The sequence below is a fragment of the Marivirga sp. genome (assembly GCF_024636815.1).
GTDB lineage: Bacteria > Bacteroidota > Bacteroidia > Cytophagales > Cyclobacteriaceae > Marivirga.
The window spans coordinates 1-13,175 of sequence record NZ_JAGXGF010000010.1 but is presented as its reverse complement, the minus strand read 5'-3'; the positions used below and the strand labels follow the sequence as shown (position 1 = coordinate 13,175).

Annotated in this window: 7 protein-coding genes; 3 read left to right on the top strand and 4 right to left on the bottom strand. The window is 34.1% G+C overall.

Features of this window, described 5'->3' with window-relative positions; translation table 11 throughout:
• Window positions 1-140 precede the first annotated feature (140 nt).
• Complete coding sequence (locus Q0L29_RS00910) at window positions 141-2,321, bottom strand: FG-GAP-like repeat-containing protein (RefSeq protein ID WP_296618380.1); 2,181 nt, start codon at window positions 2,319-2,321, stop codon at window positions 141-143.
• Between the two features lie 89 nt (window positions 2,322-2,410).
• Between Q0L29_RS00910 and murF the strand changes: the two genes are divergently transcribed.
• Window positions 2,411-3,721 (top strand): UDP-N-acetylmuramoyl-tripeptide--D-alanyl-D-alanine ligase, encoded by a 1,311-nt coding sequence (murF, locus tag Q0L29_RS00905; protein WP_296618379.1) that lies wholly within the window; start codon window positions 2,411-2,413, stop codon window positions 3,719-3,721.
• Between the two features lie 157 nt (window positions 3,722-3,878).
• Here murF and Q0L29_RS00900 read toward each other — a convergent pair whose 3' ends face one another.
• The 3 genes from Q0L29_RS00900 to Q0L29_RS00890 all read right to left on the bottom strand — a co-directional run bounded on the left by Q0L29_RS00900 (window position 3,879) and on the right by Q0L29_RS00890 (window position 5,122).
• Entirely contained in the window at window positions 3,879-4,019 is a 141-nt protein-coding gene (locus Q0L29_RS00900; RefSeq protein ID WP_296618378.1) for a hypothetical protein, read from the bottom strand.
• A 291-nt stretch (window positions 4,020-4,310) separates the two neighbouring features.
• Window positions 4,311-4,511, bottom strand: coding sequence for a hypothetical protein (locus Q0L29_RS00895; protein WP_296618377.1), 201 nt, complete (start codon window positions 4,509-4,511; stop codon window positions 4,311-4,313).
• 122 nt (window positions 4,512-4,633) lie between these two features.
• Window positions 4,634-5,122: a VOC family protein gene (locus Q0L29_RS00890; RefSeq protein ID WP_296618376.1), complete on the bottom strand. Its 489-nt coding sequence runs from the start codon at window positions 5,120-5,122 to the stop codon at window positions 4,634-4,636.
• Between the two features lie 462 nt (window positions 5,123-5,584).
• On the opposite strand from Q0L29_RS00890, the gene Q0L29_RS00885 reads away from it, so the two are divergent.
• Window positions 5,585-8,833, top strand: a complete 3,249-nt coding sequence (locus Q0L29_RS00885; protein WP_296618375.1) for a chemotaxis protein CheB — start codon at window positions 5,585-5,587, stop codon at window positions 8,831-8,833.
• Between the two features lie 906 nt (window positions 8,834-9,739).
• Complete coding sequence (locus tag Q0L29_RS00880) at window positions 9,740-12,916, top strand: chemotaxis protein CheB (RefSeq protein WP_296618374.1); 3,177 nt, start codon at window positions 9,740-9,742, stop codon at window positions 12,914-12,916.
• Window positions 12,917-13,175 lie beyond the last annotated feature (259 nt).

The following is a 13,175-nucleotide window of genomic DNA, read 5'->3' as shown; positions in this document are numbered from 1 at the left end:
TTTCCTATCCCACCTCTAAACAGCGATTTTCTTCCTAAAAATTCCTTACAATAGCCCGCTATTGCTTCAGAATTTTTAGTTGAAACTCACTATTTACAGGCGTTCTGAATCCTAAATTAGAATCGAACTCAGGTTATTAATTAATACAAAACCACTTTTCTACTTACCCTCTTACCATTTTCAAATACAGCACTAACAATATAAATACCTCCTGCTAAAGTTGAGACGTCAATGGCTTGACTGGAGAATGCCTGGTAAGTTTGTTCTGTAAGAATTTTTTGCCCATTAAGAGTGGTGATGGAAATTAAAATATTTTGATTGCATTTAATATAAAGTTGTCGGCTCTGATTTGGATTAGGATAAACTTGAAAAAGTAATTCTTCTCCACTTTGAACGGGCAGTTCTTCAGTGTTTCTGAAAATCCTGATTCCTCCGGATACTGTTCCTAAAACTAGAGTAGGATAATCATCATCAAAAAGTGGGGCGAAAACCAAATTATTTCTTTTCCCAAAATAAGCTTCATTAAAATTTTGCTCAAGTGAATTGTAAATTCTCAAAGAATCAAACTCGCCTTCATTATTTTCTAAATCAGAAAACACTCTGATATTTCCGCTTAAATCCGAAGTGATTAAATCCTGCTGATTATCATTATCAACATCGGCCACATGAACTCTTAAAGCAGAACGGAAAAAGTCATCTCCTATTCCCAAGAATGCATTCTCTACCATCTGAAATTGAGGATTCCTACCTTCTCCAATATTTTCATATAAAATCAAGCCACCAGAGGATTTCCCTACCAATAAATCAGGATGTTCATCCCCCACCACATCAGTAAAATGAACTGAATAACCAAAACCAATAAAGACATCTTCCACCGAGATAGTAGAATTCAAATTCAAGCCTGTTTCATCCTGGAAAATGATCCGTAATTGGTTACTGTTTTGAAGGGTTCCTTGTAAAATCAAATCCTTTTGACCATCTAAATTAACATCTGCCCACTGAATAAACATATTGGCTAATCCTTCTTCGGATAAGTTGAGGTAATCATCTGTAATCAATTCAAAAGCAGGGTTCTGACCACTGCCTATATTTTCATAAAGGGCAATAGCACTGAATAGAACTTCATTTTCACCTAAATCAGTATAGGAAATGAAAAGATCTAAATCTCCATCATTATCATAATCATAAAAAGCAGGACTTGCTTGTGCGCCCCAATCCAGCATATCTTCCTGCAGGAATTCTTTAGTGAGTAATTCATAATCATTCCCTACTTTTTGATAGAGCCAATTGGAAGAGGAAAAATCAATCGGGCTTCCCAAATTAGCTATCACATTTGGACTGATGATTATTTCTTCTTTTTCATCTCCCAAAATATCCATAATCATGGTATTCGGATAAAAATTGAATCGGGCAGCATCCGCTTGACTAGGGAAATCGGATGTAAAACTATCAAAATCAGGCGCTTGATTTGCGGATGCTGCATTATTGAAATAATAGAGCTCTTTACATTCTTCATGGCTTGAAACCAATTCCAACTTCCCATCTTCCTGGAAATCAAAAATCGCTACACTTTTACCACCTGCATGACGAGCATTTTCCATCATTCTTCCAAAAACACCTTGACAATCCTGGCCATCAAAAGCAAAAACGCCACAATCACAATCCTCCACGGTTCCCCAATAATTATCTACCAATTTAAAAGGGGCTAAATCTGGATTCCCTCCATTATCAGCGCTTTTATTTTCATAGAAAAGAATCCGGCTCTGAATGCCTGAAAAATTAAAATTTAAAATATCTATATCACCATCCTTGTCAATATCACCGATGTAGGGATAATCATTGAAATTCACTTGCAAATTCACCTCGTTGCCCGAAAGACTTTTATAGCTTATAAAATTAAACACTCTTTTCCATTGTGGAATATTTGCTGTTCCCACATTGCGAAAGGCCGTAATTCCTAAATTTCCTGCAGTGAATAAGTCAGCTTTTCCGTCTCCATTATAATCTTTCAGAATAAAAAAATTCTGGATTTCGAATGGAAAAAACTTTTCATATTGAGGGGCATATTCATAATCATTCCTGTTTTTTAAAAAACAAAATATCCGGCCTGAACTGCGGTCAAATCCTGCCAAATCATCAATTCCATCATTATTCAAATCTATTTTACTGTATTGCACCCCATTTAAACCTCCTGCCCAAGGAAAAGCTTTTTCAGCCTCATTTGGATGAGTAATGGGTACATCCTGATAGGGAATAAATCGATATTGGGAAAAACCAATAAATGAAAGTCCTGAAAGCATAAAGAAAAGCAAGAATCGCATAAGGCAAATTTAACCTACTTTATATTTTTTCTGGTATAATCAATTGGAAGCTTTTACAATTTTATAGATTTGTAAAAACCTATTGAAAGATGACTCAGATAGAAAAGCTATACAAAATATTTTTAAAAAGCACGGGTATCTGCACTGATAGCCGAAAGCTTGAAAAAGGCAATCTGTTTTTTGCTTTAAAGGGACCTAATTTCAATGGAAATAAATTCGCCCAAAAAGCCCTTCAAGAAGGTGCTTTGGCAGCTATAGTGGATGAAGCTGAATATCATACAGATGATGAAAAGATCATCTTGGTAAATGACGCCTTAAAAAGTCTACAGCAATTAGCAACTCATCATCGGGAACAACTCAGCATCCCCATTATAGGCATTACGGGTTCCAACGGAAAAACTACTAGCAAAGAATTGATTCATGCTGTTTTAGCTAAAAAATATAACGTTTTTGCCACTAAAGGCAATCTTAATAATCATATTGGGGTACCCTTAAGCTTGCTTTCTATCAAGAATAATCATGAGATTGCTATTATAGAAATGGGAGCTAATCATATTGGTGAAATTGCTTCTTATTGTAAAATAGCTCAACCAACTCATGGCTTAATTACAAATATTGGAAAAGCGCACATAGGAGAATTTGGAGGCTTTGAAAATATCATCATCGGGAAAAGTGAGCTTTTCGATTTCCTAAAGAAGAATGATGGTGTGCCCTTTATTAATACTCAAGATGCGGTACTGAAAAATATGCTGAAAAGATTTTCCAATGCCGTTACTTTTCCAAGCGAAGGAGACGACCTGGAATTAAGACCTGAAAAAGGAACAGCATTTTTGAAATATTCAACTGAAGGATTTAGCCATATAGAAACCCAGTTAGTAGGTCAGTTTAATTATCTCAATGTAGCTGCTGCTTTATGCATAGGTAAATATTTTGACGTTCCCATGGAAAAAGCCATAGCGGCAACACAGGAGTATTTCCCTGAAAATATGCGGTCTCAAATGATTAAAACTGATAATTACACTATTTTATTAGATGCCTATAATGCTAATCCAGATTCTATGGAATTAGCCATTAAAAGTTTAGGAGCTATTGAAAATACAGAATCAGTAGTGATCTTAGGGGATATGCTGGAATTGGGTGACACTTCTGAGTTGGAACATGAAAAGCTTGGTGAAATAACAGTAGATCTGGGCATCAGTAAAAGGTATTACTGTGGAAAACAAATTCAAGCTGCTTCAAAAAAAGACAACTTTGGAAAGTATTTCGAAACTAAAGAGGAATTGATTGAGCATTTAACGACTAAGCCTTTGAAAAAAGGAAGTACTATTTTAATAAAAGGATCCAGGAAAAATGCCCTGGAAGAAATTGTTCCTTTTTTAGTAAAAATGGAGGGCAAATAATCATCTTCTTTAACATCAGGTTCGGTGAGGTAAAATCCATTGAAATTAAAGAAGTATAGATTTTCTTTTTCTTGCTTTCCTCGGTAAATTAAAATAGTGCATTTTTTTTTGATTTAAAGACCTTTTTCATTGTTTTTGGGTGTCCCAGAGAGCAGAATTAAGCATTTGTTGCCAATTTTTGTATTTTATTTCTGGCTTTATCATTCATACTTTTTCCATTGATGAAAAAGTATGCAAAAAATCTAGGTAATCCGCCAGTGGTCGGACAAGCAATGATGCTACTACCCGCTAATGCCAACGCCTGCCCGCCATTTTACCCGCCAGCCCGCTTTTTCGCTTTCAGCGAAATTGGGGGAGTTAGCTACTAAAAATAAATTAGGACTTCCTATACCCTTACTTAAATCAAATTTGCCTTGTTTTTAGATAATTGTAACTTATTTGGTTAAAAGTATTTATTCTTTCAATAATTAAGGTGTCCCAGCGAGGAAAGCTGGAAGAACCATAAGTTTTCTCTTTAAATTAAGTGTACAAAAAAAGGGGCTTGATGAAGCCCCTTAAATTATAAATGATGGATGATGATGATGAAATTTTATTTTTTGCCTTTACCATATAATACAGCACCTACTAATAGTACTATAACACTCACTATTAATGGAGTCCAATTGGCAGAACTAACCCCAACATCCAATCCCAAAAAGCTAAAGCTTTCGGAATCCTGAATCGCCTGAATTCCAAATAATATTGTACCGATGATTCCAATAATCAAAATTACTATTCCAATTGTTTTCATAATTGTAGTGTATGTTTAAGGTGAAAATTGATATATAATATTATCAATTACAATTAATACAAACGCTATTAACCTCAAATAGTTGTTGAGCGCAAAAAAGTAACCACTTTTAGCAATGTAATTTAACTTAACTCTTTTAACAAATCTTCCAAATCCAGCGATCGAGTGTACATCTCAATTTCTCCCTCATTATTTATCGGCCATTCCTCTTTTGGTCTGTCATAATAAAGCTCTACACCATTGCCATCAGGATCATCTAAATACAATGCTTCAGACACTCCATGGTCGGCAGCACCGGTGAATTTATAGTTAGCTTCACGCAACCTGACAAAAATCTCCGCCAGAGACTTCCTGCTAGGATAAAGGATAGCGGTATGAAATAAGCCTGGAGCATAAGATGGAGCAGGATCTGCTCCTTTGCTTTGCCAGGTATTTAAGCCAATATGATGATGATAACCACCTGCAGAAATAAATGCCGCTTGATCGCCCAGTTTCTGGATAATTTCAAAGCCTAATAAACCATGATAAAAATCTAAAGCCCTTTCTAAATCAGAGACTTTTAAATGAATATGACCTATTCTTGTTTGAGAAGGAATTTTATAGTTTACCATTTTAATAACTTTTAAAATAATTACGCTAATACAAAGCGTATGTTGCTACATTAATTGGCAGTTATAATGAGGGATCTTTTCTTTTTTGGTTCACTTTAAACAAGCTTGCTTTTTTCCCCCACGATTTCATAGAGATTTAATGCAATATTTTAAGGGTATACTTCTCAAAAACAGATGGATAGGTTCGATTCATTTTAAAAATTAAAATTAATCGAACAAAAAAGCTTGTTTATATCGAAAAATTTACAATATCTGTGAATCATGTAACATTGTATGTATTTTATTACCTACCTTACAACTATATTAATAAGTGTAAAGATTTATAAACCATTGGATTACCTATGTAAATGGAGTAAATAAAACCAAAATCAAGTATAAGGGCCACTAATGCTCATCATCAAACCTATTTTAAAGCCTAAAAAAGATGAGCACCCCTTGGAAATCAAAATAAACCAAAAATTTATGACCAAATCTAATTTAAATAAAGACGGTTACATTATAGCTATTGGAGCCTCTTCCGGAGGAATGGAAGCCATTCATTCGCTTTTCGATCACACCCCTGACGATGGCGTTTCATATGTTATCATTCAACATCTTTCCCCAAATCATAAAAGCTTTATGGCAGAATTGCTGGAGAAGCACAGTAAATTAAAGATTTGTGAGGCAGAAGATGGAATGTTAGTGAAACCCAATCAGGTGTATACTATACCGAAAGGGAAAAACATGACGATTGAAAATAAGATTTTATATTTAACGGATAGCAAGCCTAAACAAACCAATATGGCTATTGATATCTTTTTAAATTCCCTTGCCGAAGACCAAAAAGATAAAAGTATAGCAGTAATTCTTTCCGGCACGGGCGATGACGGGACTAGGGGAGCTGGAGCCATCAAAAAGAATGGCGGAATGGTAATCGTACAGGAACCATCAAGTGCTAAATTTAAGGATATGCCCCATAGCGCAATTGGATCAGGAAATGCGGATGCTATTCTGGAGCCTCGCTTAATCCCAGAAGAAATAATTGCCTACTTAAAACGGGAGGAACTTAAGTCCCAATTATCGGATGAAGTTTCCGAAAACAATGAAAATCAACTTTCTGAAATCCTTAATTTGGTAAAACAATATACCCCATTAGATTTTACAGATTATAAACGTCCTACTATTATCAGACAAATAGTGAATAGGATGACTCATAATAAAATTAGCTCTCTAAATGGCTACATCAATTATATTCATGAAAACACAGATGAACTCGAGATTTTAGCCAAGGAATTTCTTATTAGTGTAACAAAGTTTTTCAGAGACAAAAAAGCTTATGAGATTTTAAATGAAAAAGTAATCCCTGAAATCATTCAAAATAAACTGACAGTCGATACCCTTAAAATATGGGTAGTGGGCTGTGCCACCGGGGAAGAAGCCTATTCTATGGCAATTTTGATAAATGAGCATCTAACGGAGCTGAAAAAAAACATGGAGGTAAAGATTTTTGCCAGTGACATTGATAAAGGAGCGCTTGCCATTGCCTCTAAAGGAATTTACAGTTCGAAAATTAAAAAAGACGTTTCAGAAGAGTTCCTTGATAAGTATTTTACAAAAGAAGATGAAAAATACAGGATTAAGGACAAAATTAGAAAAATGATCATTTTTGCTGATCATGATATTGTAAAACACCCTCCTTACGGAAAAATTGACCTAATAAGTTGCCGTAACCTTTTGATTTATATCAATCCTATATTGCAAAATAAAATTCTCACTTCCTTACACTTTTGTCTCAATCCTGACTCTTATATATTTTTGGGACCAAGCGAAAGTTTAGGAGAAATAAATAAATCTTTTGCCACTGTAGATAAGAAATGGAAAATCTATAAAAACATAGAAACGCCCAAGCACCTTAAGGATACCACATACAGTACCCCAGGATTAAACTTGCCCAATTTATCTTTTCAAAAGAAATCAACTCCTGAAAAAACTAATCCTGACAGAAATCTAACGGAAATTTATAATCATAATATTCTGGAGGAATTAGGATTTGAAGCCGGTATTTATGTAGACACAGATTTCAGTATTTTAGAAACTTTTGGAAATTACGATAAATATTTATCACCAAAATTTTTCAATTTCAACTTACTTGAAATGCTTCCTGATGAGCTTTCTATTGCCACTTCTGTATGCCTTAGAAAAGCCAATAGAGATCAAATAAAAAGTAGCATGGAAGATGTGCGATTTTGGAAAAATGAGAAAAGACAATTTATTAATATAACAGTAATCCCAATAAATAAAACTACTAGTGAGTCTGGCATTTCTCTTATTTTGTATAGTGATCATCAAGGAGCACTGGAAAGCGAGAATAAGGAAGAGCTTTTTGAATTGGATTCACATTCACGTCAACACATTAATGACTTAAAGCATGAATTGGCCATCACGCAGGACAAATTGAAAGAAAGTCATGATGCTTTAGATGAATCTAAAGACGATATAACCTCTTACAACGAAGAATTAATATCGGGTAATGAAGAACTGCAAAGTACAAATGAGGAGCTACAATCAGTTAATGAGGAACTGCAGACTGTAAACAGTGAACATCAGTTGAAAATTAAAGAATTGGCAGAGGCAAATGATGACTTAAACAATTTTTTTAAAGGCACTGTTAACGGACAGCTTTATATTGACAATGATCTGATCTTACGCAAATTTACTTCTCCGGCTACCAGGCAAATAAACCTGAAAAATAGTGATGTAGGTAGACCGTTAAGCGATATTTCCACCAAAATAAAAGAATCTACACTTATTCATGACATTCAAGATGTTATTGAATCTACAAATGAAATTATTAAAGAAGTAGAAACCAATGACGATCACTGGTACCAAATGGTGATCACCCCTTACTTTAAGGAACACGAAGAAATCTATGATGGTGTTATTGTCACTTTTAATGATATAACACAATTAGAAAAAACACAGCATAGGTTATCTCGCATCAATGAAGATCATAATACTTTTATATACTCTGTTTCCCATGATTTAAGAGGACCACTGTCCAGTTTACAAGGATTAGTTTCTTTTTTAACAGACTCAGAAAAAGCCGAAAGTATCGGGACTGAAAAAATAATGGAGATGATTCAAACCTCCATTAAAAACCTTTTAGAGACTATTGATGAACTATCCGATATTGCTAAAATTGAAAACGAAATAGAAAACTGCGAACCTGTTGATATAGAAGAAGTATATGAGGAAATAAAAATTGGTATGCATGGACTGATCAATAAAACTAAAACCAATATAATTTGTGATTTTGAAGAGCATACTATATTCTTTTCCAAGAAAAATTTGAGAAGTGTATTGTCAAACTTAATCAATAATGCTATTAAATATAGGTCTCCCGAAAGAGAGCCAGAAATCATCATAAGCTCTAAAAAGGAAAATGACTATGTGTTATTATCCGTGCAGGATAATGGATTAGGAATGGAAGCTGATAAAATTGAGGAGATATTTAATGTTTTTAAAAGAAGACATAATCATGTTGAAGGATCAGGCGTAGGCTTATATTTAGTGAAAAAAATTGTTACCAACGCAGATGGTGAAATTTCAGTAGAAAGTGAGTTAGGTAAAGGCTCAACTTTTAATGTGTATTTTAAAAGTGAATCCTATGAGCATAACACAAAGGAAAAGTATAAATTTTCCGAAGCAAAAAAAGAAAAAGTTCAAGCCTGATTATTCATAATAACATTATGGGTGATTTCTTGATAATAATGAGTAGAAAATATACTGATGAATGGGCACAGGCAGGATAAATGAAGACGTTTGAGAAATTAAGTCTTCATTTTCCGGCATAGCCTGCCTCGTTTTTACGGGGACGGCTATTAATCGAACTCAGATTAGCAGGAAAAAAGTCAAAATTGCCCACAATAATTCAAAGGAATTATATTCCAAAACATGTATTTTATTTCCTCTTGTTTTCCTCGGTAAAATTTATAAAGTGCATTTTATTGATTTAAAAGCACTTTTTTATTGTTTTAAGCTGTCCCAGAAAGTAGAAATAAGCATTAAATCGTCATTCTTTGTGTTTTTATTGCACTTTTAATGCTTCATACTTTTTCCAATGATGAAAAAGTATGTCAGCCAGATTCTGACCAGCTATTGGCTGGCAAAAAATCTAGGTAAAATGATGCTCCAACCCACAAAAGCCAACGCTGGCTCGCCATTTTACCCTCCAGCCCGCTTTTTTCGTTTAGGGCGAAAATGCGGGAGTTAACCATCAAATAAATCTGGTTTTATCAAATCCTAATTTAGGCTCTGTTTAAATTGTTTCTGGCCCCTTTTAAATTAATTTCTTTTTACTTTAATTAACTATGGTGTCCCAGCGAGGAAAGCAGGGAAAAGTCAAAATTGCCCACAATAATTCTAATTCAAAGGAATTATATTCCAAAACATGTATTTTATTTCCTATCTTTCTGTAAGATTCAAGAATCCATACAGAAAAGTTTTGCCTCAAAAAAAACATAATGATTGAATGAGGCCCTTAATAATTTTCTAAAGGCTCATAATACCCGCTGAACCTTGCTGAGAAAATTTAAAAAGGTATAGCACTTTAAGAAAATCACATTTGACCCAAAAGAAATGACAAAATCTGATTTAAACAAAAGCTGTTACATTATAGCAATCGGAGCCTCCTCAGGAGGAGTGGAAGCCATTCACACCCTTTTCGATAACACGCCAATAGATAACGTTTCTTATATTATTATACAGCATCTGTCCCCCGATTATAAAAGTTTTATGGCAGATTTACTGGAAAAACACAGCAAATTGAAGATTAGTGAAGTTGAAAACGGAATGTTTGTAAAGCCCAACCACGTATATACGATTCCGAAGGAGAAAAACATGACTATCCAAAATAAAACACTCTACTTAACGGATAGCAAAAGAAATGAAGCGAATACCGCTGTTGATATCTTCTTAAACTCTCTTGCAGAAGATCAAAAAGAAAAAAGTATAGCTGTCATTCTTTCCGGCATGGGCCAAGACGGAACAAAAGGAATTGCAGCCATTAAAAAGAATGGCGGAATGGTAATCGTACAGGACCCATCAAGTGCTAAATCTCCCAGTATGCCCCTTAGCGCAATTGAATCAGGAAATGCGGATGCTATTCTGGAGCCTCGCTTAATCCCAGAAGAAATAATTTCTTTTCTAAAACGTGAGGAGCTTAAGGCCAAATTAACGGAAGAAGTCAATCAAGGCGATGAAGACAAGCTTTCTGAAATCCTCAATTTGGTAAAGAAACACACCCCATTAGACTTTACAGATTATAAACGCCCTACTATTATCAGACGAATAGTAATTAGGATGACTCAAAATAAGATTGGCAACCTAAAAGACTATATCAATTATATTAAGGAGAATACAGATGAACTCGAGATTTTAGCAAAGGAATTCCTTATTAGTGTAACAAAATTTCTCAGAGACAAAGAAGCCTATGAAGTTTTAAAAGAAAAGGTAATCCCTGAAATTGTCAAAAATAAACTGATGGTGGATACCCTTAAAATATGGGTAGTGGGATGCGCCACCGGAGAAGAAGCCTATTCTATAGCGATTTTGGTAAATGAGCATCTTATAGAACAGAAAAAAAATCTTGAAGTAAAGATTTTTGCCAGTGATATTGATAAGGGAGCTTTGGCCGTTGCCTCCAAAGGAGTTTACACTTCAAAGATTCAAAATGATGTTCCGGATGATTTACTTGAAAAGTATTTTATAAAAGAAAACCAAAACTATAGAATCAGGGACAATATTAGGAAAATGATTATTTTTGCTGATCATGATATCGTAAAGCAACCCCCTTATGGAAAAATTGACTTAATCAGTTGCCGTAACTTTTTGATTTATATCAATCCAATCTTACAGAATAAAATCCTCTCTTCCTTACATTTTTGTCTTAACCCCAGCTCTTATTTATTCTTAGGGCCAAGTGAAAGTTTAGGGGATGTTAGAAAATCATTTTCTACGGTAGATAAGAAATGGAGAATATTCAAAAGCCTGGAAACTCGTAAATATCTCAGAGACACCACATACAGTACTCCAGGATTATCTTTGCGTGAAATCCCCTCAAAAAAGTATTCCGCCTTAGAAAAAAGAAATACTGAAAATGATCTAAGCGAAATTCAAAATCATGATATACTGGAAAAAATGGGATTTGAGGGTGGCATTTATGTAGATTCGGATTTCTCTATTTTGGAAACTTATGGGAATTACGAAAAATATTTATTGCCTAAATTTTTCAATTTCAATTTACTTGAAATGCTTCCTAATGAGCTCTCCATTGCCACTTCTGTATGCTTAAGAAAAGCCATCAGAAATCAAAAAAACAACAGTATATCTAATGTGAAATTCACAAAGAATGATGAAACACAAGCTATTGATATACTTGTAATCCCTTTCAATGAAGCAACAGATGACAAGCCTACTATTTTGCTTGTGTTGTACAGTGATCATCAGGAAGAAACAGAAATAAGCACTGAAAACAATGAATCCTTTGAAATAGATGCACACGCAATTCAGCACATTCATGATTTAGAACATCAACTTTCTAAAACTCAGGAAAAACTGGAAAAAAGTTATGAGGCTTTAGATGAATCCAATGATAATATCTCCTCATATAACGAAGAATTAATATCGAGCAATGAAGAACTACAAAGCACAAATGAGGAGCTACAATCGGTTAATGAGGAACTGCAGACTGTAAATAATGAATATCAGTTGAAAATGAAGGAACTGGCAGAGCTTAATGATGACTTAAACAATTTTTTTAAAGGTACTGTTAACGGGCAACTTTATATTGATAAGGATATGATCTTGCGTAAATTCACCCCTCCTACCACTAAGCAAATAAATCTAAAACACAGTGATATAGGTAGGCCATTAAGCGATATTTCTACCAAAATAAAGGTACCTACACTTATTGATGACATAGAGGGGGTTATACAGTCCTCCAGTGAGATTGAAAAAGAAATTCAAACACTTGATTACAGATGGTATCAGATGGTGATCACGTCTTATTTTAAGGAGAAAGAAAGCATCTATGATGGGGTTATCGTTACCTTTAATGATATAACCAATTTGAAGAAAATACAACATAAGCTTTCTCACATAAATGAAGAGCATAACACTTTTATTTACTCCGTTACTCATAATTTTAAAGGGCCATTAGCAAATATAAAATCTATAATATCGAATTTAAAAAAATCAGAAAAATCTGCTGATAAAAAAATGATGGGATTGCTTGAAAAATCAATCAACAATCTTGCTGAAACGATTGATGAGTTATCTGATATTGCCAAAATTGAAAGTAACTTAGAAGATAGTGAAGATGCTAATATTAAAGAACTATTTAAAGACGTTAAAATTAGTCTTCAGGAAGAATTAAAAAAGTCCAATGCTACTATAATTTGTGACTTTAAGGAATCTTCTATTCGCTTTTCCAAGAAAAATTTAAGAAACATTCTGTTCAACCTGCTTAGCAATGCGATAAAATATAGAGATTTTGAAAGAGATCCTGAAATTACCATTAGCACAGAGAAAGAAAATGACTATACGGTATTATCCGTAAAGGATAACGGACTAGGAATTAAAGAAGATAAAATAGGGAAGATATTTAATATTTTTAAAAGAGTTCATAATCATGTAGAAGGCTCAGGTGTAGGGCTATTTTTAGTGAAAAAAATTATTGAAAATGCAGAAGGTGAAATTTCAGTGGAAAGCGAGCTAGGTAAAGGCTCAACTTTTAAGGTTTATTTTAAAAGCTAAGCCATAATCACCTGTTTTCTGATGAAGAATTTCGTTTGAGTGTTAAATAAAAGCTTAGGAGTTTTTCTTACTCCTTAATATAAGCTTTTCATTCTGGCTATGCGACACCCCTCAAGTAACACCCCTGTAGTCCCCTTCTATGTTGTAATCCTAGCAAATAGCACAAAAAATTCCAATAAAAGCATTATTTTTATTATTACAAGTCTGAAGAGGACATAGCTCTGCTGGAGAGCAACTAATAGCAATAAGACTTGTGGCT

What these genes read in the sequence shown, in the direction of transcription:
- Q0L29_RS00910 (WP_296618380.1), bottom strand. Translation starts at nt 2,321, where the DNA reads ATGCGATTCTTGCTTTTCTTTATGCTTTCAGGACTTTCATTTATTGGT.
- Q0L29_RS00880 (WP_296618374.1), top strand. Translation starts at nt 9,740, where the DNA reads ATGACAAAATCTGATTTAAACAAAAGCTGTTACATTATAGCAATCGGA.
- Q0L29_RS00885 (WP_296618375.1), top strand. Translation starts at nt 5,585, where the DNA reads ATGACCAAATCTAATTTAAATAAAGACGGTTACATTATAGCTATTGGA.
- Q0L29_RS00895 (WP_296618377.1), bottom strand. Translation starts at nt 4,511, where the DNA reads ATGAAAACAATTGGAATAGTAATTTTGATTATTGGAATCATCGGTACA.
- murF (WP_296618379.1), top strand. Translation starts at nt 2,411, where the DNA reads ATGACTCAGATAGAAAAGCTATACAAAATATTTTTAAAAAGCACGGGT.
- Q0L29_RS00890 (WP_296618376.1), bottom strand. Translation starts at nt 5,122, where the DNA reads ATGGTAAACTATAAAATTCCTTCTCAAACAAGAATAGGTCATATTCAT.